Source organism: Stenotrophomonas sp. YJH_SMC_105-26, assembly GCF_059368915.1.
In genome coordinates, this window is record NZ_JCAFSD010000006.1 from 1 (window position 1) to 24,351 (window position 24,351).

Annotated in this window: 17 protein-coding genes and 1 rRNA gene; 9 read left to right on the forward strand and 9 right to left on the reverse strand. The window is 68.0% G+C overall.

The genetic code is table 11. The features are described from left to right. Nucleotide 1 precedes the first annotated feature (1 nt). Nucleotides 2–116: ribosomal RNA gene (gene rrf, locus AC5P7F_RS14370) — 5S ribosomal RNA — on the forward strand. A gap of 352 nt (nucleotides 117–468) precedes the next feature. Here the strand turns inward: rrf and AC5P7F_RS14375 are convergent. The 3 genes from AC5P7F_RS14375 to hemH form a co-directional block, all read right to left on the reverse strand. Further along, the gene (locus AC5P7F_RS14375; RefSeq protein WP_164076974.1) at nucleotides 469–2,574 is read right to left on the reverse strand and encodes a methyl-accepting chemotaxis protein; all 2,106 of its coding nucleotides are present in this window, start codon (nucleotides 2,572–2,574) and stop codon (nucleotides 469–471) included. A gap of 290 nt (nucleotides 2,575–2,864) precedes the next feature. Further along, entirely contained in the window at nucleotides 2,865–3,719 is an 855-nt protein-coding gene (locus AC5P7F_RS14380; protein WP_032957858.1) for an alpha/beta fold hydrolase, read from the reverse strand. Beyond that, complete coding sequence (gene hemH, locus AC5P7F_RS14385) at nucleotides 3,716–4,678, reverse strand: ferrochelatase (protein ID WP_046433311.1); 963 nt, start codon at nucleotides 4,676–4,678, stop codon at nucleotides 3,716–3,718. The genes AC5P7F_RS14380 and hemH overlap by 4 nt, the downstream gene beginning before the upstream one ends. A gap of 165 nt (nucleotides 4,679–4,843) precedes the next feature. Between hemH and AC5P7F_RS14390 the strand changes: the two genes are divergently transcribed. The 4 genes from AC5P7F_RS14390 (at nucleotide 4,844) to tatC (ending at nucleotide 7,266) form a co-directional block, all read left to right on the forward strand. Continuing rightward, complete coding sequence (locus AC5P7F_RS14390; RefSeq protein WP_046433307.1) at nucleotides 4,844–5,743, forward strand: lipid-binding SYLF domain-containing protein; 900 nt, start codon at nucleotides 4,844–4,846, stop codon at nucleotides 5,741–5,743. Between the two features lie 75 nt (nucleotides 5,744–5,818). Further along, on the forward strand, nucleotides 5,819–6,046 hold the full coding sequence (gene tatA, locus AC5P7F_RS14395) for a Sec-independent protein translocase subunit TatA (RefSeq protein WP_014648907.1): 228 nt from the start codon (nucleotides 5,819–5,821) through the stop codon (nucleotides 6,044–6,046). A 15-nt stretch (nucleotides 6,047–6,061) separates the two neighbouring features. Then, nucleotides 6,062–6,520 carry a Sec-independent protein translocase protein TatB gene (gene tatB, locus AC5P7F_RS14400; RefSeq protein ID WP_032957854.1) on the forward strand — a complete coding sequence of 153 codons (459 nt, stop codon included), beginning with the start codon at nucleotides 6,062–6,064 and terminating at the stop codon, nucleotides 6,518–6,520. Continuing rightward, nucleotides 6,517–7,266 carry a twin-arginine translocase subunit TatC gene (gene tatC / locus AC5P7F_RS14405; RefSeq protein WP_005420449.1) on the forward strand — a complete coding sequence of 250 codons (750 nt, stop codon included), beginning with the start codon at nucleotides 6,517–6,519 and terminating at the stop codon, nucleotides 7,264–7,266. The genes tatB and tatC overlap by 4 nt, the downstream gene beginning before the upstream one ends. Before the next feature lie 86 nt (nucleotides 7,267–7,352). On the opposite strand, the gene AC5P7F_RS14410 is transcribed toward tatC, so the two are convergent. Genes AC5P7F_RS14410 through AC5P7F_RS14420 form a run of 3 tightly spaced genes read right to left on the reverse strand, consistent with a single transcriptional unit; the run spans nucleotide 7,353 to nucleotide 10,868 of the window. Then, nucleotides 7,353–8,264: a BPSS1780 family membrane protein gene (locus AC5P7F_RS14410; protein WP_069117621.1), complete on the reverse strand. Its 912-nt coding sequence runs from the start codon at nucleotides 8,262–8,264 to the stop codon at nucleotides 7,353–7,355. 50 nt (nucleotides 8,265–8,314) lie between these two features. Further along, nucleotides 8,315–9,061, reverse strand: a complete 747-nt coding sequence (locus AC5P7F_RS14415; RefSeq protein ID WP_014648904.1) for a glutamine amidotransferase — start codon at nucleotides 9,059–9,061, stop codon at nucleotides 8,315–8,317. Further along, nucleotides 9,033–10,868 carry a GspE/PulE family protein gene (locus AC5P7F_RS14420; protein WP_014648903.1) on the reverse strand — a complete coding sequence of 612 codons (1,836 nt, stop codon included), beginning with the start codon at nucleotides 10,866–10,868 and terminating at the stop codon, nucleotides 9,033–9,035. Before AC5P7F_RS14420 ends, AC5P7F_RS14415 begins: the two co-directional genes overlap by 29 nt. Before the next feature lie 83 nt (nucleotides 10,869–10,951). On the opposite strand from AC5P7F_RS14420, the gene glyQ reads away from it, so the two are divergent. The 4 genes from glyQ (at nucleotide 10,952) to AC5P7F_RS14440 (ending at nucleotide 19,889) form a co-directional block, all read left to right on the forward strand. Next, a complete protein-coding gene (glyQ, locus tag AC5P7F_RS14425) occupies nucleotides 10,952–11,863 on the forward strand; it encodes a glycine--tRNA ligase subunit alpha (protein ID WP_014648902.1) in 912 nt (303 codons plus the stop codon). An 87-nt stretch (nucleotides 11,864–11,950) separates the two neighbouring features. Continuing rightward, nucleotides 11,951–14,026, forward strand: a complete 2,076-nt coding sequence (gene glyS / locus AC5P7F_RS14430) for a glycine--tRNA ligase subunit beta (RefSeq protein ID WP_164076976.1) — start codon at nucleotides 11,951–11,953, stop codon at nucleotides 14,024–14,026. 212 nt (nucleotides 14,027–14,238) lie between these two features. Continuing rightward, nucleotides 14,239–16,035 carry an autotransporter assembly complex protein TamA gene (locus AC5P7F_RS14435; RefSeq protein WP_041863976.1) on the forward strand — a complete coding sequence of 599 codons (1,797 nt, stop codon included), beginning with the start codon at nucleotides 14,239–14,241 and terminating at the stop codon, nucleotides 16,033–16,035. Beyond that, on the forward strand, nucleotides 16,032–19,889 hold the full coding sequence (locus AC5P7F_RS14440; protein WP_197637307.1) for a translocation/assembly module TamB domain-containing protein: 3,858 nt from the start codon (nucleotides 16,032–16,034) through the stop codon (nucleotides 19,887–19,889). The genes AC5P7F_RS14435 and AC5P7F_RS14440 overlap by 4 nt, the downstream gene beginning before the upstream one ends. A gap of 11 nt (nucleotides 19,890–19,900) precedes the next feature. On the opposite strand, the gene AC5P7F_RS14445 is transcribed toward AC5P7F_RS14440, so the two are convergent. The 3 genes from AC5P7F_RS14445 to AC5P7F_RS14455 are packed head-to-tail and all read right to left on the reverse strand — an operon-like array spanning nucleotide 19,901 to nucleotide 24,284. Continuing rightward, the gene (locus AC5P7F_RS14445) at nucleotides 19,901–21,148 is read right to left on the reverse strand and encodes a J domain-containing protein (RefSeq protein ID WP_046433296.1); all 1,248 of its coding nucleotides are present in this window, start codon (nucleotides 21,146–21,148) and stop codon (nucleotides 19,901–19,903) included. Next, on the reverse strand, nucleotides 21,145–22,599 hold the full coding sequence (locus AC5P7F_RS14450; RefSeq protein ID WP_230548429.1) for a J domain-containing protein: 1,455 nt from the start codon (nucleotides 22,597–22,599) through the stop codon (nucleotides 21,145–21,147). Before AC5P7F_RS14450 ends, AC5P7F_RS14445 begins: the two co-directional genes overlap by 4 nt. Continuing rightward, nucleotides 22,596–24,284: a molecular chaperone HscC gene (locus AC5P7F_RS14455; RefSeq protein ID WP_046433293.1), complete on the reverse strand. Its 1,689-nt coding sequence runs from the start codon at nucleotides 24,282–24,284 to the stop codon at nucleotides 22,596–22,598. Before AC5P7F_RS14455 ends, AC5P7F_RS14450 begins: the two co-directional genes overlap by 4 nt. Nucleotides 24,285–24,351: the final 67 nt, after the last annotated feature.

The window sequence follows — 24,351 nt, forward strand, 5'->3', positions numbered from 1 at the left end:
CCCTGGTGAAATTAGCGCTGTGGAACCACCCGATCCCATCCCGAACTCGGAAGTGAAACGCAGCTGCGCCGATGGTAGTGTGGCTCAAGCCATGCGAGAGTAGGTCATCGCCAGGGTTTACACCCAAAACCCCGCTGCTCACGCAGCGGGGTTTTTCTTTGTGCGCAGAACATGCGGGTAGTGCCGGCCGCCGGCCGGCACCGCCATAGCTGCACACCGGCCGGTAGATGCACGCCATGCGTGGATATTCTCCGCGGGCAGCCCCAGCGCCAACCAAGGTTGGCGACTACCGAGGGCATGCGGGCGCACAGTAGATCCACGCCGTGTGTGGATGCGGCGCCAGCCAGGGTTGGTCGCTCCTCACGGCAGGTCCGGAAGCGGACTTTCCTGACCCATCACGCAAAAGCAGGCAAAAAAAACGGCGCCCTGCGGGCGCCGTCTTGACCGGGATGGAACTGCAGGCCCGGATCAGGCGGCCCGCGAGACCTCGTGCGGTTCCTGCTGGCGGAACACCGATACCGCCTCGGTGAGCGTACCCGCCTGCGATTGCAGCTCGCGTGCGGCCGCGGTGGCTTCCTCCACAAGCGCGGCATTCTGCTGCGTCGCCTGGTCCATCTGCACCACGGTCTGGTTGATCTGCTCGATGCCGACCGACTGCTCCTGCGAGGCCGCCGAGATCTCGTGCATCAGGTGGCTGACATTCTCAACGCCCCCGACAATGCCCTGCATCCGCTGGCCCGCATCGGCCACCAGCTGGGCGCCTTCGCCCACCTGGCGACCTGCCTCATCGATCAGCTTCTTGATTTCTTGAGCCGCAGCGGCGGAGCGCTGCGCCAGCACGCGCACCTCGCTGGCCACCACCGCGAAGCCACGGCCCTGCTCGCCGGCACGGGCGGCCTCCACTGCCGCGTTGAGCGCGAGGATATTGGTCTGGAAGGCGATGCCATCGATCACGCCAGTGATGTCGCCGATCCGCTTCGAGGCTCCCTCGATCGCCTGCATGGTGTCGACGACCCGCTGCATGGCGACGTTGCCATCGCTGGCGGCGCTCTGGGTGGTGATCGCCAGCTGGCTCGCCTCGCGCGCATGGGCAGCGTTCTGGCGCACGGTGGCGGTCAGCTCTTCCATCGAAGCGGCGGTTTCCTGCAGGTGCGCTGCCTGGCGCTCGCTGCGCTCGGACAGCGCGCCATTGCCCGCAGCGATTTCGCTGGCAGCGGTGCTGATCGAGGACGCGCACTGCTGGATACGGCCCACCATGCGCGCCAGCTGGCCGGCGGTGGCGTTGGCATCGCGCTGGATCGCGGCAAACGCGCCGTGATACTCGCCATGCATGCGTCGATCGAGATCGCCGCTGGCCAGCGCCGAGAGCATCTGCCGCACCTCGTCAACCGTACTGCCCAACGTATCCAGCAGCTGGTTGATGCCACCGGTGAGGCCATCGAGGAAGCTGGCACCTTCGGTTGCCTGCAGGCGCTGGTCGAGGTCGCCGGCGGCGGCGGCCGCGACGATGCCGGCGACGGCGTTCTCCAAGGCGAGCTCATGGGTACGGTCATGCCACTCCACGGCAAAGCCCAGGCGCACGCCCTGTGCGTCGAAGACCGGAGTAACCACCTGTGCGAAGTGCACCGGGCCGATCTGTACCTTGCCGTTGTGGCTGACCTGCAGGCCATTGAGGATGGCGCGGATCCGGTCCGGGTTGGCGTGGAAGCGATGGATGCTGCTACCGACCAGGCGCTCGGCATCGAAATCGGGGAAGGCCTGGCGCAACGTTGCCTGCTGGTTGCGCAGCAGGGCCACCACCGAGCGGTTCACGTAGCGGATCACGTGATCGTTGTCGGCAATCATCATCGCGGTGCGCGAGGCATCGAGGGCCTGGCGGATCTGCGCGTTCTCGGCGTGTGCCTCCGCTTCGCGTCCACGCTGGGCCTGCACATGGCGTGCGGTGTCGGCCAGCGCATGGGCCAGCGAACCCGGTGCGTAGGCGGTGGTGTCAGCATGTGCACCAAGATCGGCGCCGGTGGCGATGTCGCGCGCCAGCGCGGCCAGCCGGCGGGGACCGTGGCCAAGTGCTTCGGTCTGCTGGCGGAGCCGCAGTGCGACCTGGCCAAGGAACAGGGTCAGGCCGGCCAGCATCGCGGCCTGCAGCAGCGCCGGCCCCACCGCAGCACCGGCCGGCAGCGGGGCCAGCAGTGCAAGCGTGCCGATGCTACCGGCCAGCCACACCGGCAGACGATCGCGATGGCCCAGCAGCACGCCCAGCAGCAGGGCGGTCGGCAACGCCGGCGACAGGCCGGTGATCGCGGACAACAGGGCCAGCTGCAGCGCCACCAGGATTGCCAGGGCGTTGCGGGCGATGCCGCGGCCTGCCAGCGGACCGGCCAGCCACAAGGCGGGCAGCACAGCGCCCGCGGCCAACGCGGCGGCCACACCGTGCGGACCGCGCAGGGCCAGCACCAGCCCGGTCACGGCCAGTGCCGCGCTGCCGGTCAGCAGGCGGCGGTCAGCACCGCGGGCGAGCTGTTGCAGGTGCGACAGGCGGGCGGTATCGGGGGGACGGGCGGATGCAATGGACATCGGAGGCTCCTGGGTCAGCAGACGACAACGAGCACGCCGCAACGCACGCAGCAGGGCGTGACGAGGGCGGGTGCCGGGAATTCGAGGGATGCGGCGCGATCAGCGACGCGGAGACGGGACACCGCGGCCACATCCTGTGGGTGACGGTGCAGCAGAGCGGGCATGCGGACTTCCTTGCAGAACCAGACACATGCCGCAGGACCGACCGGGCCCGCGTGCAGCGGGCGCAGGGGCCCACAACTGATGTATCGGCCGCAAACGCGCGGAGTGAAGCGCGCGGACGCCTGCGCTCAGCCGGCGTTGTCGTTGCTGAAGAAGTGCAGGATCACGCCTGCGATCTGTTCCGGATCTTCCATGTGCAGGTGATGGTTGCCGGGAAACACTGCCAGCCGGCCATCCCGCAGGTGCTGCAGGCGATCGCTGCGCATCGGCTCGGGATAATACGACTGCGCCGGCGTGGCATAGATCACCTGTGTCGGGCAGGCGATGGCCTGCAGCAGGTTGTCGATCTGGCCCTCGCTGAGGCGGATCGCGGTGGGCAGCATCAGGCGCGGATCGCTGCACCAGCGATACCCGCCTTCGACCGGTTCCACGCCGCGCTCGACCAGCAGTCGTGCGCACGGTTCGCTGAGCTGGTTGGTCATCATCCGTGCGCGGATCGGCGCGGCCAGGTCGGGGAACACGCGCAGCTGCTTGCGCGCCAACGCACGGGTGGCGTTCACATGCTCGCGCAGGCGATGGGCGGTCTCTTCTTCGGGGCCGCGCAGGCCGCCGAGAGCTTCGATCGCCACCAGGCGCTCGACGCGGTCGCTGACCGAGGCGGTGAGGCTGGCGATGCCGGCGCCCATCGAATGGCCGAGCAGGCTGAAGCGGTCCCAGCCCAGGGCGTCGGCCACATCAAGCACGTGGCAGATCGCGGCCGCCGTGGTGTAGCTGGCACCGGCCGGCAGGTGCGCGCTGTGGCCATGGCCGGGCAGGTCGATCGCCACCAGCTGCAGCGACGCCAGGTGCGGCGCCAGCGGCACGAAGCTGGCGGCATTGTCGAGCCAGCCATGCAGGGCCAGCACGCGCGGGCCGTCGCCGCTGTTGCGCAGGCCGGCGACGCGGGTGCCGCCCACCTCGAGTTCAAAGGGTTGCAGACTCATGCCAGCGAGGCCACGGCCAGTCGCGCCAGGGCGCGCGCGTGTTCCGGTTCGGCATTGAGGCAGGGGATGTAGCGCATCGTCGCGCCACGTTCGGCCAGCGTTTCGGTGAAGCCCATCGCGACTTCTTCCAGCGTTTCCAGGCAATCGGTGGCGAAGCCGGGGCAGACCACGTCGATCTGCTTCACACCGGATTCGGCCAACGCCCACAGGCTCGGCTCAGCGTAAGGCTGCAGCCAGCGCTCGCGGCCGAAGCGCGACTGGTAACCCATCTGCCAGTCGTCCTTGCCCAGGCCCAGCGCGTTGGCGATGGCCTGCGCGCTGGCCTCGCAGCGCTGCGGATACGGATCACCCGCGTCGGCCAGGCGCTGCGGGATGCCGTGGAAGGAGAACATCAGTTTCTGACTGCGGCCGTGCTGTTCCCAGTAGCGGCGGATCGAGCCGGCAACGGCCTCGACCCAGCCCGGGTCGACCGAGTAGTCGCGTACCAGACTGACGGTCACGCCCGGGTTGCGCCGCTGCCAGGCGTCGACGCGGTCCTCGACCGAGGCGGTGGTGGTGGTGGAGTACTGCGGGTACAGCGGCAGCACCACGATGCGGCGTGCGCCTTCGGCGGCGAGGCGGTCGAGCTCGTGGGCCAGGGCCGGTTCGCCATAGCGCATTGCGTGGCGCACTTTCAGGGTTGGCAGCAGGGCCTGCATCGCCTGCGCCAGCTGCCGGGTATGGACCATCAGCGGTGAGCCATCCGGCAGCCAGACCTGGGCGTACTTGGCCGCCGAACGGCTGCTGCGCAGCGGCAGGATCAGTCCGCGCAGCAGCGGCTGCCACAGCAGTGGCGGGATCGCGACCACGCGGCGGTCGGACAGGAATTCGGCCAGGTAACGGCGTACGGCGGGGGCCGTCGGCGTATCGGGCGTGCCTAGGTTGACCGCCAGCACGGCGGTATCGGGTGCGTCGAGCATGGGGTGCATTGTCGCCGATCCGGTGCCGCGCCGGGATGCAGGGTTCGGATTGCTGGCATAGCGCGCATCTATGTGAGCAGAGAACGCTCATTGGGGATTCATGACAACACTACTAATTTCAGTCACTTGCTATATCTTCCTATGGACTGACTTCTGGAGCCTGCCATGCGTCGCCCGATCCAAGCCCTGCTGATCGCCGCCAGCCTGCTGTCCAGCCAGGCCATGGCCGGACCGCAGGAAGACCAGCGCGCCCGCAATGCCGTGCGCGTGCTGGCGGAGATCCAGGAAATCCCTGAACAGGGAATTCCGGACAAGTTGCTCGACGAAGGCCGCGCGGTCATCGTCATTCCCGACACGATCAAGGCCGGCCTGGTCATTGGCGGTCGTCGCGGCCACGGGCTGATGTCGGTGCGCATGCCCAATGGCGCCTGGTCCAGCCCGGTATTCGTCAAGCTGACCGGTGGCAGCATCGGCTTCCAGGCCGGCGTCCAGTCTTCGGACGTGGTGCTGGTGTTCCGCAACGACCGCAGCCTGGACAACCTGGTCAATGGCAAGTTCACGCTTGGCGCCGATGCCGGCGTTGCCGCCGGTCCGGTCGGCCGCAATGCCGCCGCCGCCACCGACGGCCAGCTGAAGGCCGAGATCTGGTCGTGGTCGCGCGCGCGCGGCCTGTTCGCCGGTGTTGCGCTGGATGGCGCGGTGCTGCAGATCGACGATGCCGCCAACCTTGACGCCTACGGCAGCAACACCACGCCGCGCATGATCTTCGAAGGTCGCGCCGTCGGTTCGCCGTCGATGGACGTGGTCGCCTTCCGCGATCGCCTGGAAGAGGCCACCTACGCCGCCCGCAACAACCGCAACGGCAACGGTGGCAATGCACCGCGTCCGGCGCCGGCGCCGGCTGCCGCCCCTGTGCCTGCGCCTGTTCAGGCAGCACCGGCGGCCCCGGCCGAAGCCACCACCGCGCCGCTGCAGAACGTTCCGCAGAACCCGCCGCCGCAGCAGCAGGGCTTCCAGCCGGTCAACGACGGCGAAATCCGCACGGAAACGCTGGGCGGAAACTGACTTTCGTCACGCGCGCCGGCTAACAGCCGGTGCGCTATGCTCGACAGCCTGATCACTAACGTAACGAGCGTCTTTATGGGCAGTTTCAGCATCTGGCATTGGTTGGTCGTGCTGGCCATCGTCCTGCTGGTGTTCGGCACCAAGCGCCTGACCAGTGGCGCCAAGGACCTCGGTTCGGCGGTCAAGGAATTCAAGAAGGGCATGCGCGACGACGACAAGCCGAACGCGCAGCTGGGCGACGAGTCGCGCAGCCAGGACGCCTCGCGCACCGCGCAGGACGAGCACGACCGCACCCCTCGCTGATCCGGAGCGGTCGCGGTGTTTGATATCGGCTTCAGCGAATTGCTGGTGATCGCCGTGGTCGCCCTGGTGGTGCTCGGTCCCGAGCGCCTGCCCAAGGCGGCCCGCTTTGCCGGCCTGTGGGTGCGTCGCGCCCGCAATCAATGGGATTCGGTGAAACAGGAACTGGAGCGCGAACTGCAGGCCGAGGAGATCAAGCGGCAGATGCAGGACGTTCGCCAGGGCATGCAGGACACCGAGAACCAGCTGCGTGCCAGCGGCGAAGCGATCCGTCGCGAAGCGCAGGAGGCGCAGCAGCAGGGCGATACGCTGGCGCAGGAGGTACGCGCACCGGCGCCTGCGGATCTGCCGCCGCATATGAGCGGCCTGACCCGTGCCGATGCACCGGTACAGGAGGGCGTCGCTCCCGAGCCGACGCCGGCGACACCCCCTGAAGCCGGTGCGCCGCCGCCGCCGCGCACGGAGCGCCAGCCATGAGTGAACAGGATTTCGGCGAGAGCTCGCTGGTCGAACATCTGGTGGAACTGCGCGGCCGCCTGGTGCGCGCATTGCTGGGCCTGGGCGTGGTGCTGCTGGCGCTGCTGCCGTTCACCCAGAAGCTGTACAACGCGTTGGCCGAGCCGCTGGTCTCGCAGCTGCCGAACGGGCAGACGATGATTGCCACCAATCCGGCCGGCGCCTTCTTCGCGCCGTTGAAGCTGACCTTCTTCGTTGCCCTGTTCGTGGCGGTGCCGTGGCTGCTGTACCAGCTGTGGGCCTTCGTCGCGCCCGGCCTGTATGCGCGCGAGAAGCGCCTGGCGGTGCCGCTGCTGGTGTCCTCGGTGCTGCTGTTCTACACCGGCTGTGCCTTTGCCTACTTCCTGGTGCTGCCGGCGGTGTTCCACTTCCTCACCACCTTCAGCCCGGACGTGATTGCGATCACCCCGGATGCGAATGCCTACCTGGATTTCGTGCTGGCGATCTTCTTCGCCTTCGGCGGCAGTTTCGAACTGCCGGTGGCGATGGTGATCCTGGTGCTGCTGGGCTGGGTGACGCCGCAGCAGTTCAAGGAAGGCCGCGGCTACGCGATCGTCGGCATCTTCGTGCTGGCGGCGGTGCTGACCCCGCCGGACGTGGTTTCACAGCTGATGCTGGCGATCCCGATGTGCCTGCTCTATGAGCTGGGCATCCACGCCGCACGCTGGCTGGTGCCGTCGTCGGCAGTCAAGAAGCCCGCCGCCTGAAAGAAAAAAAGGGGACGGAGGGGATTAAGTCGTTTATGCCCAGTGTGTGCAGCTAACGACTTAATCCCCTCCGTCCCCTTTTTTCATCAGGCGTGGAAGATGTCGCTCGAGGTCGGCGTGGTCGGGACCGGCGGTGCGGCGCGGCTGCCACGGTGCACGAACATCTGCTTCCACGCGGCGTAGACCGCGCCGACATACAGCGGCATCAGCACCGTGGTCAGCACCAGCTGGGCGATGAAGGCGGCGGCCAGCGGGCCGCCGATCAGCATCGCGATCTGGATCACGATCACGAACAGGATGTAGATGCAGAACGCGGCGATCAGGCCGAGCACGGCGAACACGATCATTGCGCCGATGTTCTCGATGCAGCCCTGCAGGCTCAGGCGCAGCGCGTGCATGCCGCTCTGCTTGTCGAACACCACCAGCGCCGGCTGGGTGAACATTGCCAGCGACAGTGCGACCGCGCTCAGGAACACCAGCAGCATCCACAGTGCGATGCGCTTGGCCGGCAGGTTGGCCACCAGCGCCGCGGCATCGTCCGGCTTGATCTGCTGGCCACTGCGGCTGATCTCTTCCATCTTGGTCATGACCTCGCTGAAGGCGGTGAAGCCTTCGCGGCCGATCATCAGGAACAGCAGCGCGCCCAGCAGCAGCACCGCCAGCACCTGGATCGCCAGCGGCACCAGCAGGTGGCTGACGCGGTGGTCGCGGATCGGCTGCAGCAGGTGCGAGGCCAGGCCCGGGCGACCTTCGTCGATCTCACCCACGGCGTACAGCATGCCGCCGAACATGATCGGCGAGATGGCCAGGGTCATCAGCTGCACGGCCATGCCGGCAGCGCCGGGAATCAGCGTCGACAACAGGGTGACCACCCAGCTCACCAGCAGCCAGGTCAGACCGATCCGGGCCAGCTGCAGCGGCGCACGCCGATACAGCGAGAACGTATCCAGCAACCACTGGGCGCCCGCCGAGGCCGGCAGCTTGCGAATCTCTTTCATGGACATCCGGGAAGGACAGGAGGGGGCCGGGCGCTTGCCCGTGCCGCCGATTATCCCTGTTTTGCCGCCGGCTGGGCTGAAGACAGCCGCGCCTGGCGAACGAAGCGGCGCAGCAGCTGGCGCGCCAGCGGTGCGGCGCTGACCGCGCGCTCGATGCTGCGGGCACAGCCGCCATGGCGGCCGATGCAGTCGGCGCGGGCACGCACGTAGCCGCGCATGTGGTGGGTGGCGAACTCGGGGTGGAACTGCACGCCCCAGGCCTGGCGCCCCCAGCGGAAGGCATGGCAGCCATCCAGCGGCGAGCGTGCCAGTACTTCGGCACCGTCAGGCGCGCGCAACACGGTCTGCAGGTGGGTGGCGTGGGCGGCGAAGTGCTGCGGCAGGCCCTGGAACAGCGGGTCCTGCGCGGCCTGCGGCTGCAGCTCCAGTTCGATCGTGCCCGACTCGCGCCCGGCCGGGTTGTAGGCCACCTCGCCACCCAGCGCGTGCGCCAGCAGCTGGTGCCCGTAGCAGATACCGAACACGGGCAAGTCGTCGTGGGCGGCCTGGCGCAGCCATGCGGCACTGCGCTCACTCCACTCGGCGTGGTCGGTGACGAAGGCGGCCGAGCCGGTCACCAGCACGCCGGCGAAGGCATGCGGGTCGGGCAGGGCATCCCCGTGCTCGACATCGACCACCACCGTCTCGTGCTCTTCCAGCCCGGCGGCCACCCGGATCCAGTGCGGGAAGCGCCCGTAGCGGCGCAGCGACGGCACCGGGCGGCCGGTTTCAAGGATCAGGAACGGGGCTGGGTTCATCCGGGGGCGGCAGGACTGACAGGACTTCCTCGATTGTAGTCAGCCCCTGCGCCACCTTTTCAAGCCCGGCCTGGCGCAGGGTTCGCAGCCCTTCAGCCCGCGCGGCACGGGTGAAACCGGCCAGATCCATGTCGGCGCGGATCTGCCCACGCAGCCGCGAGCCCAATGGCAGCAACTCATACAGGCCGATGCGGCCGAGGAATCCGGTGCGCCGGCACTCCAGGCAACCAACCGGCCGACAGGGCGTGGCGGCATCTGGATATGCAGCTTGGCTATCAGCCAGCACCGCCCAGTCGGCAGCACCAAGGGTGTGCGGCTGCTTGCAGTGCGGGCACAGGGTGCGCACCAGGCGCTGGGCGAGGATGCCGTTGAGGGTGCTGGCCAGCAGGTAGTGCGGCACGCCCAGGTCGAGCAGGCGGGTGACCGCCGACGGCGCGTCGTTGGTATGCAGCGTGGACAGCACCAGATGGCCGGTCAGCGAGGCCTGCACCGCCATCTGCGCGGTTTCCAGATCGCGGATCTCGCCGATCATGATGATGTCCGGGTCCTGCCGCAGCAGGGTGCGCACGCCGCTGGCGAAGTCCAGGTCGATGTTGGCCTGCACCTGCATCTGGTTGAACTCGGGCGCGATCATCTCGATCGGGTCCTCCACGGTGCACACGTTCACGTCCGGCGTGGCCAGCCGCTTCAGCGTGGAATACAGGGTGGTGGTCTTGCCTGAGCCGGTCGGGCCGGTGACCAGCACGATGCCGTGCGGGCGTTCGACCAGTGCATTCCAGCCGGCGGCCTCCTGCGGGCTGAAACCCAGCTGGTCGATGCTCTTGAAGGCGGCATCCGGGTCGAAGATGCGCATCACGCACTTCTCGCCGAAGGCGGTGGGCATGGTCGACAGGCGCATCTCGACCTCGCGGCCGCCCGGCGAGCGGGTCTTGATGCGGCCGTCCTGCGGGCGCCGGCGTTCGGCCAGGTCCATGCGGCCGAGCACCTTGATGCGGCTGACCACGGCGGTCATCACCGCCGGTGGCACCTCGAAGACCTTGTGCAGCACGCCATCGATGCGGAAGCGCATGCGCCCCATCTCGCGGCGCGGTTCCAGGTGGATGTCCGAGGCGCGCTGTTCGTAGGCATATTGCAGCAGCCAGTCGACGATGTGCACGATGTGCTGGTCGTCGGCATTGACGTCGCCGGTACGGCCCAGCTCGACCAGCTGCTCGAAGCTGGGCAGGGTGGTGCTGGCTTCGCCGCGGACATCGCCGCGCGCGCCACGCACCGAGCGGGTCACCCCGTAGAACTCCATGGTGTAGCGGTGCAGGTCGAGCGGATTGACCACCGCCAGCTCGATGCTGCGGCGGGTCAGGTGCTGCAGGTCGCGGCGCCACTCCTGCACCAGCGGCTCGCTGGTGGCCACCAGCACCCGTTCGGCATCCACCGCCAGCGGCAGGAAGCGGTGGCGGCGGGCGTAGGCATGGGAGACCAGCGCGGTGACCGCAGCGACGTCGACCCGGGTCGGATCGATGCGCAGGTAGCGGCTGCCGGTGCGCCGGGCCAGCCATTCGGTCAGGCGTTCCAGGGTCAGTTCGCCACCGTCGCGGGCGGCCAGCTTGAGGTTGGACAGCAACACCAGCGGGTGCACTTCACTGGCGTTGCGCGCGCCCTGTGCGGAAAACCGCATGCGCTCGACGTCGTGCTCGGCCACCAGGCCATCGGCCAGCAGCGCTGCGCAGACCTGTTCGAAATGCAGGCGGCCCCACGGCAGCGGGATGTCGCCTGGCTCGCCGGGCGTGCCCACCGGCAGCCGATGTTCCATCTGCCTGCTCCTCCCGGGTACGGAATGCCCCGCAGGTCGGCCGTTATACTAACGCACCCCCTTGCCGGCCAAGACTCGTACGCATGTCCGCGACCCCGACCGTTCCGATCACCTTCCAGGGCCTGATCCAGACCCTGAACCAGTTCTGGGCCCAGCAGGGCTGCGTGCTCATCCAGCCGCTCGACCTGGAGGTGGGCGCCGGTACCTTCCACCCGGCCACCTTCCTGCGTGCGATCGGTCCGGAACGCTGGAACGCGGCCTACGTGCAGCCCTCGCGCCGCCCGACCGACGGCCGCTATGGCGAGAACCCGAACCGCCTGCAGCGCTACTACCAGTACCAGGTGGCGATGAAGCCGGCGCCGGACAACATCCAGCAGCTGTACCTGGATTCGCTGAAGGCGCTGGGCATCGACCCGCTGGTGCACGACCTGCGTTTCGTCGAGGACAACTGGGAATCGCCGACGCTGGGCGCCTGGGGCCTGGGCTGGGAAGTCTGGCTCAACGGCATGGAAGTGACCCAGTTCACCTACTTCCAGCAGGCCGGTGGCCTGGAGTGCCGCCCGGTGCTGGGCGAGATCACCTACGGTCTCGAACGCCTGTGCATGTACCTGCAGAACTGCGACAACGTCTACGACCTGGTCTGGACCTACGGCCCGGACGGGCAACCGGTGACCTATGGCGACGTCTACCACCAGAACGAAGTCGAGCAGAGCACCTACAACTTCGAATACGCCGACGTGGACGAAATGTTCCACCGCTTCGATGCCTGCGAGCGTGAAGCGCAGAAGCTGGTCGAGGTGGGCCTGCCGCTGCCGGCCTACGAGCAGGTGATGAAAGCCAGCCACACCTTCAACCTGCTCGATGCACGCCGCGCGATCAGCGTGACCGAGCGCCAGCGCTACATCCTGCGCGTGCGCGCGCTGGCCCAGGCGGTGGCCAAGGCGTACTACGAGCAGCGCGAGAAGCTGGGCTTCCCGGGCGCGAAGAAGGCCTGACGGGCCGTCGGCACCCACCCGCTTTTCATCAACTACCCGGGGCGCCGGACGCGTCGCGCGCTGCGCCCCCACCACAGGATCGAACCGATGAGCCAACTGTCCCCCCTGCTGATCGAACTGGGCACCGAGGAGCTGCCGGTCAAGGCGCTGCCGGGCCTGGCCCAGGCGTTCTTCGACGGTGTTGTCGAAGGCCTGCGCACGCGCGGCGTCGCGCTGGAACTGGGTGATGCACGCCCGCTGTCGACCCCCCGCCGCCTGGCCGTGCTGCTGCCGGGCGTGGGCCTGGAACAGCCGGAACAGCACAGCGAAGTGCTGGGCCCGTACCTGAACATCGCACTGGACGCCGAAGGCCAGCCGACCAAGGCGTTGCAGGGCTTCGCCGCCAAGGCCGGGATCGACTGGACCGCGCTGGAGAAGACCACCGACAACAAGGGTGAGCGCTTCGTGCACCGCGCGGTGACCCCGGGCGCACGCACCGCCAGCCTGCTGCCGGAGATCCTGCGCGAGGCGATTGCAGCGATGCCGATTCCCAAGCCGATGCGCTGGGGCGACCACACCTGGGGCTTTGCCCGCCCGGCGCACTGGCTGGTGCTGCTGCACGGTACCGAGGTGGTGGAGGCCGAACTGTTCGGCCTGCAGGCCGGCCGTGTCAGCCGTGGCCATCGCTTCCACCACGACCAGCCCGTGTCGCTGGCCCAGCCGCAGGACTATGTTGAAGCCCTGCGCGCCGCCTTCGTGCTGGTCGACCCGCGCGAGCGCCGTGCGCGCATCGTCGCCGAGGTCGAGGCCGCCGCGGCCAGGGCCGGTGGCAGCGCCCGCATCACCGACGACAACCTGGAGCAGGTGGTGAACCTGGTCGAGTGGCCGTCGGCGGTGCTGTGCAGCTTCGAACGCGCGTTCCTGGCAGTGCCGCAGGAAGCGCTGATCGAAACGATGGAGATCAACCAGAAGTTCTTCCCGGTGCTGGATGCCGCAGGCACGCTGACCGAGAAGTTCATCGGCATCGCCAACATCGAATCGAAGGACGTGGCCGAAGTGGCCAAGGGCTACGAGCGGGTGATCCGCCCGCGCTTTGCCGACGCCAAGTTCTTCTTCGACGAGGACCTGAAGCAGGGCCTGGCGTCGATGGGCGACGGCCTGAAGACGGTGACCTACCAGGCCAAGCTGGGCAGCGTGGCCGACAAGGTGGCGCGCGTGGCCGCCCTGGCCGAAGTGATCGCACCCCAGGTGGGTGCCGATGCCGTGCAGGCCAGGCGGGCTGCCGAATTGGCCAAGAACGACCTGCAGTCGCGCATGGTCAACGAGTTCCCGGAGCTGCAGGGCATCGCCGGCCGCCACTACGCCGCGGCCGGTGGCGAATCGACCGAGGTGGCGCTGGCCATCGACGAGGCCTACCAGCCGCGCTTCGGCGGTGATGACATCGCGCTGTCGCCGCTGGGCAAGGTGCTGGCCATCGCCGAACGCGTCGACACGCTGGCCGGTGGTTTCGCCGCGGGCCTGAAGCCGACCGGCAACAAGGACCCGTTCGCGCTGCGCCGCAATGCGCTGGGCCTGGCCCGCACGATCATCGAAAGCGGCGTCGAGCTGGACCTGCGCGCGCTGCTGGCCAGCGCCAACGCCGGCCTGGCCGCGCGCAACGTGCAGGCCGATGTCGGCGAGCTGTACGACTTCATTCTCGACCGCCTGAAGGGCTATTACGGCGACAAGGGCGTGCCGGCCACGCACTTCAACGCGGTGGCCGAACTGAAGCCGGCCTCGCTGTACGACTTCGACCGCCGCCTGGATGCGATCGGCACCTTCGCCGCACTGCCGGAAGCCGAAGCACTGGCTGCGGCCAACAAGCGCATCCGCAACATCCTGCGCAAGGCCGAGGGCGACATTCCGGCGCAGATCGACCCGGCGCTGCTGCAGGAAGACGCCGAGCGCGCGCTGGCCGAAGCGGTCACCGCCGCCATCGACGACACCGGCGCCAGCCTGCACCAGAAGGACTACGTGGCCGTGCTGGCACGCCTGGCGCGCCTGCGCCCGCAGGTCGACGCGTTCTTCGACGGGGTGATGGTCAATGCGGACGATCTGGCGCTGCGTGGCAACCGCCTGGCGCTGCTGACGATGCTGGGCGAGCGCCTGGGCAAGGTCGCGGCGATCGAGCATCTGTCGAGCTGATGCCCGTATCGGTAGTGCCGGCCGCTGGCCGGCATTACCCCGCGCACCGCATCGCCGGTGGATGTCCATCGGGGTCATTGCCGGCATCGCGCACGATGCCGGCATCCTCGCCTGCATTCACGATGATCGCCACAAAGGTGCGTATTTTGACCGCCACTTAACAACCGATCCCGAATGACGTGATGCATTTCGCATCGTCACCTTCGGTCGGTATGCTGTCCCGCATGCAGCCAAAGAAATACGCCCTGCCGCTGATGGTCCTGTCGCTGGCCGCCACTTCCGTGGTCCACGCGCGCGGCACCATCGACAAGGTGGACATCAAGGGATTGGACAAGGGCGACGACGCCGCAATCATCGAGAACATCCAGGAATCGCTGTCGCTGTACGACACGATCGGCAAGGAACAGGGCGAATCGCGCCTGGAATACCTGCTGTCACAGGCCGAGCGGCAGACCCGCCAGGCACTGGAACCGTTCGGGTACTACAACCCGGTGATCAAGGTCGAGGCACCGCGCGAGGACGAACACGTGCGCGTGCTGATCCATGTCGACAAGGGCACCCCGGTGACCGTGCGCCGCGAGCACATCGACATCACCGGCCCGGCGATGTACGACCAGTACCTGCAGGATGACCTGGCCGCGTTCAAGCCGCGCAAGGGCCAGCGCTTCGAGCACACCCAGTACGAAGCCAGCAAGATCACCATCACCCGGCGCCTGGCCGAGCGCGGCTACTTCGACGCCGACTACACCCAGCGCCAGGTGCAGATCACCCGCGCCGACAACGCCGCCGACATCGACCTGACCTGGGACAGCGGCCGCCGCTACAACATGGGCCCGGTGCGCTTCCAGCAGGACTACTTCGTCGACAAGCTGTTCGATCCACTGGTCTACTGGGACCAGGGCAGCTACTACCACGAGGGCAAGCTGGACCGGCTGCGCGAGTCGCTGACCAAGCTGGACTACTTCAGCGTGATCGACATCCAGCCGCGCCCGGACCAGGCCGACGAGAACGGCGAAGTGCCGGTGGACGTGAAGCTGACGCGCGCCAAGCGCACCATCTATACCGCCGGCCTGAGCTACGGCAGCGAGAGCGGTCCGGGTGTGCGCGGTGGCATCGAGCGGCGCTTCCTGAACAACCGCGGCCACAAGATGAACACGCAGCTGGACTATGCGCAGAAGCGCAAGAGCCTGGTCACCAGTTACCGCATTCCGGCCTTCAACTGGCTCGACGGCTGGTACACCTTCGCCGCCAGCGCGTACGACGAGCAGACCGACTACATCGATCTGCGCAACTTCAAGCTGATCGCCAGCCGCAGCGGCGAGATCAACGAGCACTGGACCGCGATCGCCTCGATCAACGCACTGCGCGAGCGTTGGCGCTATGCCTCCGGCACTGAATTCACCGATGCCGTCTACAACACCTCGACGCTGGTGTACCCGCAGATGGTTGCCGACTACGTCAACGTCGACGACGAGATGTTCCCGCGCAAGGGCATCAGCGGTACTGCGACAATGCGCGCCGGCGTTGAAGGTGCCGGCTCGGACACCAGCTTCGTGCAGGCCAACGCCGTGCTGCGCTGGTACATCCCGGTGGGTGAAAGCAACCGCCTGATCCTGCGCGGTGAGGGGGGTACCACCTGGACCAGCGATCTGGTGGCGATGCCGCCGAGCCTGCGCTACTTCGCCGGCGGTGACCGCAGCATCCGCGGTTACGCCTACCGCGAAGTCGGCCCGCGCACACCCAAACCCGACAAATACGCGCTGGGCGCCAAGAACCTGGTGATCGGCTCGGCCGAGTACGAGCACTACTTCAATGGCGGCCCGTGGGGCGCGGCGGTGTTCGTCGATACCGGCAGCGCCTTCGACAACACCATTGACCTGCACACCGGCGTCGGCTTCGGCGTGCGCTGGAAATCGCCGGTGGGCCCGGTGCGCGTGGATATCGCGCATGGCCTGAACAACCCGGATTCGCAGTTCCAGCTGTACCTCAACATCGGAGCGGACCTGTGAGCACGCCCGCACCCACCCCGAACAAGCCGCCGCCGCGCGTGCGTTTCTACCGCCGCCGCCGCTTCTGGGCGTGGTCCGGCGTGGGCGTGATCGGCCTGGTGCTGCTGGCGTTGCTGGCGGTGTACTGGCTGCTGCAGACCGTGGCCGGCCGCGATGTGCTGCTGGCCCAGGTGGTGGCGCGACTGCCGGCGGGCGCCAGCTTCACCTGGGACAAGGTGGACGGCCCGGTGGCCGGTCCGCTGACCCTGTACAACGTCGACTTCCGCTACGACGACATCCATTTCCACGCCGAGCGCGCGCACCTGGAGCCGGACCTGCGCCCGCTGCTGGGCCGCAAGCTGCTGCTGGACAAGCTGGAGCTGACCAACGCCACGCTGAACCTGGCCAAGAGTGACGAGCCGTTCAAGCTGCCGTCGTGGCCCGATTCGCTGCCGCAGATCGAAATGCCGCTGGCGATCCAGGCCGATGCCATTGCCATCGACGGCTTCCGCATCAGCCAGGCGAACGAGCCGGTGATCGACATCAGCCGTGTGCGTGGTGGCATCGAGATCGCCAATGGCGAGTTCCAGGCGCACAAGCTGGTGGTGGACAGCGACATGGGCAACTTCACCGCCCAGGGCCGTTACATTCCGGCCAAGGACTACGACACCGATGTGACGGTGACGGCGGTGCTGCCAGCACCGCGTGGGCGCACCGCCGCTACGGTGGGCCTGGTCGCACGCGGCGACCTGTCGCACATGGAAGTGGCCGTAGCCGGGCGCGCGCCGAAGCCGCTGCACGCGATGCTGGTGTTCGATGGCCGCACCGACCCGAGCTGGAGCGCCAGCATCCGCAGCGACGAGCTGGATCTGGCGCTGTTGTCGCCAGCATTGGCGAGCTCGGCGATTGCGCCGTTGTCGCTGGACTTCACCGCCGCCGGCAAGGGCGGCAATGCCAACCTGAGCGGCAGGGTGAAGCAGGGCGACCAGGAGCTGGAACTGGCACCGTCGGTGGTGTCGCTGCAGGACCAGGTGCTGAAGGTCTCACCGCTGCTGGTGAAGGGCCTCGGTGGCGAAGCGCGGCTGGAAGGCACCGCCGACTTCAGCCAGGACGATCAGCAGAAACTCAATTTCTCGGTGGTCGCACGCGATCTGACCTACGTGCCGGCACCCGACCCGAACACGGCTGGCAGCGCACCGGTGCCGGTCACCCTGAAGGAAGCACGCTTCGGCCTGGCCGGTACCCTGAAGGCCTGGGCCGCGATCGGCCGTGCCGAGATCGAACGCGAGGCGCAGAAGGCGCAGCTGCAGTTCGACGTACGCGGCAATGACCAGGCCGCGTCGATCCACCAGCTGCAGGCGCAGACGCCGGGTGGGCAGCTGCAGGTGGAAGGCCAGGTGGCCTGGGCGCCGCAGCTGGACTGGGACGCCAAGGCCACGCTGAAGGACTTCGACCCCGGCTATTTCGTGCCGGGCTGGAACGGCCGCCTGTCCGGCAACCTGGCCTCCAAGGGCCGTCAGCTGCCGCCGCCGGCCAATGCCGCACCGGGCACGGCCGGCACGCTGGAAGCCACCGTCGACCTGCCGTCGCTGAAGGGCATCCTGCGCCAGCGCAACCTTGATGCACAGGGCAAGTTCGCGCTGCAGGGCGCGCAGGGCCAGGGTGACCTGAAGCTGTCGCTGGGCAGCAGCCGGGTGACCGCGTCGGGCAAGGTCGGCGACCGCCTCGACATCGATGCACGTTTCGAACCGCTGCAGCTGAGTGACCTGCTGCCGGGCGCCGACGGCGGCCTGCGCGGCCAGGTGCAGGTGAAGGGGCCGCGCGATGCGCCGGACATCACCGCCGACCTGGTCGGCAACAATCTCAACTGGGAGGGCTACGGCGCCGAGAGCGTGAGCATCAAGGGCCACCTGCCTTGGCGCGGCGACAGCGGCACGCTGGCGGTGCAGGGCCAGCAGGTCAACGCCGGCATGCTGCTGGAGCGCTTGAACGTGGATGCGCAGGGCAGTGTGTCCAACCTGCGCCTGGCTGCGCAGACCCGCAATGAGATGGGCGCGATCGAGCTGCAGGGCAGCGTGCGCCAGCAGGGGGCGCAGTGGCGTGGCGAGCTGGCCTCGCTGCGCATCGCACCGGTGAAGGGTGATGCGTGGTCGCTGCGTGCACCGGCGGCGTTCGCGATCAACGGCAGCACCTACACCCTGTCCGAAGCCTGCCTGGCCGCCGCCAGCAGCGGCGCGCTGTGCGCACAGGCCAACTGGCCGCGAGAAGGCCTGGTGCTGCGCAGTGACGCGCTGCCGCTGGCGCTGGTGCAGCCGTGGCTGCCGCCGCAGTCCGGCCGCCGCATCTACCTGCGCGGCGACGTCAGCCTGGACGCGCAGATCCGCCCGCGTGGCGCGGCCTGGGAAGGCCATGTGGAAGTGCGCTCGAAGGAAGGCGGCGTGCGCCTGGGCGAGAACCGCAACACCGTGGGCGATACCACCCGCGGCGAGCTGGTGCGCTATGACCAGTTCTCGCTGAAGCTCGACATGACCCCGGCCAGCATCAAGGGCTACCTGGGCATGGGCTTCCAGGGCAATGGCTTCGTCGACGCGAAGATGCAGACCGGCTGGGAAGCCAGCGCACCGCTGAACGGTGAGCTCTACCTCAACATGTCGCGGCTGTACTGGCTGGAGCTGTTCTCGCCGGACATCGTGCGCCCGACCGGCCTGATCGAAGGCCACGTCAGCCTGCGCGGTACGCGCGGGCAGCCGTCGCTGGGCGGCGACGCGCAGCTGAGCAACTTCAAGGGCGAATTCCCCGCGCTTGGCCTGACCTTCGACCAGGGCAAGGGCAGCTTCGTGGCCCAGCCCGACGGCTCGGCCAAGATCACCGCGCAGGCCAACTCGGGCCAGGGCACGCTGTATGTCGACGGCGGCCTGTCGTGGTTCGGTGATGCACAGCCGCTGCAGCTGAAGATCCACGGCGAGAACGTGCTGCTGTCCAACACCAGCGAGCTGCGCATCGTCGCCAACCCCAACCTCGACTTCACGTTGGCCAAGGCGGCGATGGAGCTGCGTGGCACCGTGCACGTGCCCGAGGCCGACATCGACCTGGAGCGCCTGGACCGTGGCACCTCGGTGTCCGAAGACGTGGTGGTGCTGGACCCGGCCGATCCGGAAGAGTCGCGCACCTCGCCGCTGGACATGGACCTGACGGTCAGCCTCGGCGACAAGGTGAAGATGACCGGCTTCGGCCTGAAGGGCGCGCTGACCGGCAAGATGCAGGTCTGGGCCAAGCCCGGCCGTGAAATGACCGCCAATGGCGGCCTGGAAGTGAGCGGCCGCTACAAGGCGTATGGGCAGGACCTGACCATCACCCGCGGCAACCTCACCTGGAACTACAACGCGGTGTCCGACCCGCGCATCAACATCCGCGCCGAGCGCCGGATCGGTGATGTCACCGCCGGCATCGACGTGACCGGGCGTGCGCAGCAGCCGCGCGCGGACGTGTGGTCCGATCCGGCAATGTCGCAGTCCGAGGCACTGGCCTATCTGGTGCTGGGACGCAGCCTGACCGGTGCCAGCAGCGACCAGGCGCAGCAGGTCAACGCGGCCTCGGCGGCGCTCTCGGCGGGCAGCGGCCTGCTGGCTTCGCAGCTGGGCGCCAAGCTGGGCCTGGACGACGCCGGCGTGAGCCAGTCGCGCGCGCTGGGCGGCTCGGTGATCGGTGTCGGCAAGTACATCTCGCCCAAGCTGTACGTCGGCTACGGCGTGTCGCTGGTCGGTGCCGGTTCGGTGATCACGCTGAAGTACCTGCTGCGCCGCGGGTTCGACGTGGAAGTGGAGTCGAGCACCGTGGAAAACCGCGGGTCGATCAACTGGCGGCGGGAGAAATAACCCGCTGCCCCTCAACCACCCTCTGTGTCGGGATCGGTCTGGCTGACAACGGCGAAGGAGGGGGCTGGCCTGCGCGGACGAGGCCCGTGCGTGAGCATGCCGTGCCCATCAAGCGCCGACGGTGGCTCGACGGGCGCTGGCGCGGACGCCGTCCGCGATGGGGTGCCTCCAACGAAAGGCGTCAGCATGAGGACGCCAGACACGATGACCACCGAGACATGGATTGCCACGTGTTTCATGCTGGACGTGCTGATCGCGATAGGGCGAGCGGCATCACCGAGCAATGCCAGCGCCGCCAGAACGGCCAGCACGACGAGAGCGCCCAGCAGGCAGCGGACAATGGCCACCTGCATCTTCATGAGATTGAAGTGCCCGGGTTGGGATACCGCCATCCAGAAGGCGACCTGATCCGTGTCCAGTGGCGCCAGCGTGTCACGGACACCATGCACTCCCAGACGCTGCATCGTTTGCCGCATGATGCCAGCACGCCCGGGCACGCTGGCCGACAGCAGCGATTGCAACCAGTGCCACGGTCGGGTCAAGCGTTCCATGCGGGCATGGGCCTCGGTAGCGGACACCCGGTCATGCGGTCGGTCCAGGGCTGCGGTGAGGGCCGTGTGGTTGCGCGGCTGCAGCTGCCAGCGGCGATGCAGCAGGTTGCGCCGTGCGCGGACCCGGTAGGGATCGATATCAGCCCGGATCTCATCCCAGCAGAAGTATCGACCGAGCAGATCGAAGTTGGACTCGCACAGCGGCTGGCCCTGGTGCAGCAGCTGCTGCAGTACCACGTCACCGATACGCGGCCTGTCGGCCAATGACCACAGCTCCGGGCGATGGGCCAGCCAGTGCTCGAAGCTGGCCGGGTCGGCGTCGCCGGCGGTGTTGATCAGCAGGCGCGCAAACCGGGGCAGGTTCAATGATGGCTCCACCACATCGTCCGGCATGTCGATGTCGGGCGTGCATGGATGATGCAGCACCGGCATGTGGTCCATCGGCGAATGGCTGTCGTACGGCGCCGGTGGGCCGGGTGGGCTGTTGTCTGCAGGTGGCGTCGACAGCGTTTCTGCACTGCTCTCCTCCTGCCATTGCGTGCGGTTGCGTGCCCACAGCAGGGCCTGCTGGTAAGCCTCGTGCAGCGCCTGGAATGCCACCGGGTCTTCGTCCGGGCGTGCCGCGCGCAGTCTCTGCGCGTAGGCGCGCTTGATCGCCTTTTCGTCGGCGCTGGCGTCGAGCCCGAGAGCGTCCAGTGCCCGGTTCACACGGTGTTTCCAGAAGCAGGTGGAGGCAGGTCGATCGACAGGCGACGGCACCTGTCACGCAGGAACCAGGTGGTCCATAGCAGCAGGACCAGGGCGCAGCCCACTTCGGGGACGAACATGCCGATGCCCGGTCCAATCAGGTTGCGCGGCCGGAATCCCCGGCCATCCTCGCGCCGGATCCAGCGTGCCGTCGCCAGAGCAAGGCCAGGGAACAGCAGCAGCGTACCTTCCAGCCGCAGATCCAGGCCATGGACCAGGATCAGGCTGGCGAGGGCGATCAGCGGCGCTGGCAACGCCAGTAGCCATCCCCAGCGCGAAGGGGACAGATCCAGCGTCAGCTGGCGCAGCGCCCAACGGACATGGACCCACAGAGCGCCGGCCAGGGCGAGCAGGACCCCGAGCAGCACGCCGCCTATGCCGAGCGCGGCGGCGGTGCGCAGGTCACGCTGGGCAAGACTCATGAGAGTCGAGCCACCGGCAATCGCGAGCGTCAGGGCAGCCAACAGGCCGCCCCGCAGCGCATTGACCTGGCAACGCCAGCGGTTGGGACGGGAAACGTCGGCAAGGCTGCGCCAGAACTGCACCTGCTGCCGATCCCAGGCGGCGGGCAATGGCTCCTGGCCGCCGCGTTCCAGCGCATCCAGCAGCGCGTTGACCTCAATGATGTGCTCGGGCAGCTGCGCCTGCCAGAGGGATCGTCGCGCGTGCCATGGCTGCGACAGGTAGCGCAGGCAACGCGCAAGGGTGACCCTCCCCAGCCGCAGGCTGCCCTCCTCCTCCAGCAGCGCCGACAGCTCCGCCGCATTGCCGGATTCGGCAGCCCAGCGCCGATGACCGCGCGACTGGATCGATGCCAGCCTGTCCGGATCCACGCCATCGTGTACATCATCCCAGCCAAAGCAGCGTGCCAGCAGACCCATGTTGGCTGCGCTGACGCTGTTGTGACTGCGTGCCAGTTCATCCAGCAGCGCGTCGCCCACCAATGGCTTGTAGCGCAGCGACCACAGCACCGGCGTGGCCTCCAGCCAGGGGCCGAAGTCTTCAGGGGAAGACAGATGGGCCATGCGCAGGATCGTGTGCGCATGGCCCGATACGTGGACCGCTCCCTCCAGTTCCGCCACTGGTGCCGTGCGCAGCAGCACAGGCGTGCCGCGAGGTGGCCATGGAGGCGAGTACGAACGCGTTTCGGGCGGCGCCCATGCCACGTCTGCGTCGGGCGGCCAGGGTGCGATGTCGGTTGCATGCTCCGCCGGTTCGTCTTCGTCCGCGATATCGGCCAGCGCTTCCTGGCGGACCCAGTCCAATGCCGCCTGATAGGCCTCATGCAGGTGCTGGAAGGCGACCGGATCCTCGTCGGGTCGAGTCACCCGCAGGCGCTTTGCATAGGCGCGCTTGACCGCGCGCTCGTCAGCCGTTTGGTCCAGCTCCAGGACGTGCAGTGCCCAGCTCATGCATCGCGCTCGAGGGCGTCGAGTGCCTCGTCCAGCTGACGGCGATGACGCTCGACGGCAACGGCATCCTGGCTCTCCAGCACATGGCGGAAGCTGCTCAGCCACGACTGCAACTGTTCACGGTGATGGATGCGTTCCTCGTACAGGCGCTCGGTGCGGGCGATCACCGCGAGGTTGGGCTGGGCGTCACGCGGGTGGATCTTCAGCGCTTCCAGCGCGCGCAGGCGCTGCTGGATCTCTTCGGGTGACAGCAGCCCGGGATTCTGTTCCAGGATGAGCTCGTGGCGCCTGCCGGTGGCATCCTCGGTGACTTCGACCTGCAGCAGCCCGTTCACGTCGTAGGTGAAGCGGGCGGTGACGCTGCGTTCCTGCATCGGGACAGAATGGGTCAGCGGCACGGTCAGCTCACCGAGCTTGATGTTGCGATCCACCGTCGGGCTCTCGCCCTGGAACACGTCGATGCGGATGGCACTTTGCCGCTCGTGCAGCGGGTAGAAGCGATCCTCGCGGCTGACCGGCACCACGCTGTTGCGCTGGATGATCGGGTGGAAATAGCCGCTGCGCTCGCCACCGGCAGCATCCTGGCGGGACACCTGCGTGCCAAGCGTGTAGGGGCAGACATCGGTCAGCACGACTTCGCGCAGCGATTCGTCGCGCGCCTTCAATCCCGCTGCAACGGCGGCACCCAAGGCAATCGCCTGGTCCGGATGGACATGGCGCAGCGGCAGCCGGCCGAACATGCGGGTCGCAAGCCTGCTGACCATCGGCATGCGTACCGCACCGCCGACCAGGATGATGTCGTCCAGGGCCTCGGGCTTGAGCCGGGCGTCGCGGATCGCGCGCTCGATGGGCGCGCGCATGCGCAGCAGCAGTGGCTCGCAGAGCTGGGCGTAGCGAGCTTCATCCAGCTGCCACTGGCGTTCGCTGCCGGCCAGGGGCAACTGCAGGCTGGCAGTGCCGCTCTGGCTGAGTTCGCGCTTGAACAGTTCCAGCCGACGCAGCAGCTGCGCCTGCTCGGCAGCGGACAGGTCGCTGGCGGACGTGCCCTGGTCGGCGTGGAAGGCCTGCACGAGTACCTGCAGGAAATCCTCGCCGCCCAGGAAATTGTCGCCGGCGCTGGCATGCACTTCGACCACGCCATCGAACAGTTCCAGGATGGAGACGTCGAAGGTGCCGCCGCCCAGGTCCAGCACCAGCACGCGGCCTTCGCCGTCACGCTCCTGCAGACCATAGGCCAGCGCAGCGGCCGTGGGTTCATTGATCAGGCGCTCGACGCGGATGCCGGCCAGTTCGCCGGCGGCCCGGGTGGCCTTGCGCTGGGCGTCGGAGAAGTAGGCCGGCACGCTGATCACCGCTTCCTCCACCTTGTGGCCCAGGGCGGCTTCGGCGTCGGCCAGCAGCGAGCGCAGCACCATGGCCGAGAGCTCCTCGGGACGGAAACTGCGCTCACCCAGCCGGGTCTCACGGTCGCTGCCCATCCAGCGCTTGAAATGGGCCACGGTCTGCTGCGGATGGCTGACCAGGCGGTCACGGGCCGGCTGGCCGACCAGTACGGCACCATCGACGAGGCTGACCACCGAAGGGGTCAACAGCTCGCCATGGGCATTGGGGAACAGCTGCGGCCCTGCTGCCGTGTGCCTGCCGATGAGGGAATGGGTGGTGCCAAGATCGATGCCGACGATCATCTGCGAACGTCCGATGTGCAGAAAACGGCAATTCTAGGAGCGCGGCGCAGGCCTGACTATCGGGCGT

What these genes read in the sequence shown, in the direction of transcription:
- tatA (WP_014648907.1), top strand. Translation starts at nt 5,819, where the DNA reads ATGGGCAGTTTCAGCATCTGGCATTGGTTGGTCGTGCTGGCCATCGTC.
- hemH (WP_046433311.1), bottom strand. Translation starts at nt 4,678, where the DNA reads ATGCTCGACGCACCCGATACCGCCGTGCTGGCGGTCAACCTAGGCACG.
- tatC (WP_005420449.1), top strand. Translation starts at nt 6,517, where the DNA reads ATGAGTGAACAGGATTTCGGCGAGAGCTCGCTGGTCGAACATCTGGTG.
- AC5P7F_RS14390 (WP_046433307.1), top strand. Translation starts at nt 4,844, where the DNA reads ATGCGTCGCCCGATCCAAGCCCTGCTGATCGCCGCCAGCCTGCTGTCC.
- AC5P7F_RS14410 (WP_069117621.1), bottom strand. Translation starts at nt 8,264, where the DNA reads ATGAAAGAGATTCGCAAGCTGCCGGCCTCGGCGGGCGCCCAGTGGTTG.
- AC5P7F_RS14380 (WP_032957858.1), bottom strand. Translation starts at nt 3,719, where the DNA reads ATGAGTCTGCAACCCTTTGAACTCGAGGTGGGCGGCACCCGCGTCGCC.
- AC5P7F_RS14435 (WP_041863976.1), top strand. Translation starts at nt 14,239, where the DNA reads ATGCTGTCCCGCATGCAGCCAAAGAAATACGCCCTGCCGCTGATGGTC.
- AC5P7F_RS14375 (WP_164076974.1), bottom strand. Translation starts at nt 2,574, where the DNA reads ATGTCCATTGCATCCGCCCGTCCCCCCGATACCGCCCGCCTGTCGCAC.
- AC5P7F_RS14415 (WP_014648904.1), bottom strand. Translation starts at nt 9,061, where the DNA reads ATGAACCCAGCCCCGTTCCTGATCCTTGAAACCGGCCGCCCGGTGCCG.
- glyQ (WP_014648902.1), top strand. Translation starts at nt 10,952, where the DNA reads ATGTCCGCGACCCCGACCGTTCCGATCACCTTCCAGGGCCTGATCCAG.
- glyS (WP_164076976.1), top strand. Translation starts at nt 11,951, where the DNA reads ATGAGCCAACTGTCCCCCCTGCTGATCGAACTGGGCACCGAGGAGCTG.
- AC5P7F_RS14455 (WP_046433293.1), bottom strand. Translation starts at nt 24,284, where the DNA reads ATGATCGTCGGCATCGATCTTGGCACCACCCATTCCCTCATCGGCAGG.
- AC5P7F_RS14420 (WP_014648903.1), bottom strand. Translation starts at nt 10,868, where the DNA reads ATGGAACATCGGCTGCCGGTGGGCACGCCCGGCGAGCCAGGCGACATC.
- AC5P7F_RS14450 (WP_230548429.1), bottom strand. Translation starts at nt 22,599, where the DNA reads ATGAGCTGGGCACTGCACGTCCTGGAGCTGGACCAAACGGCTGACGAG.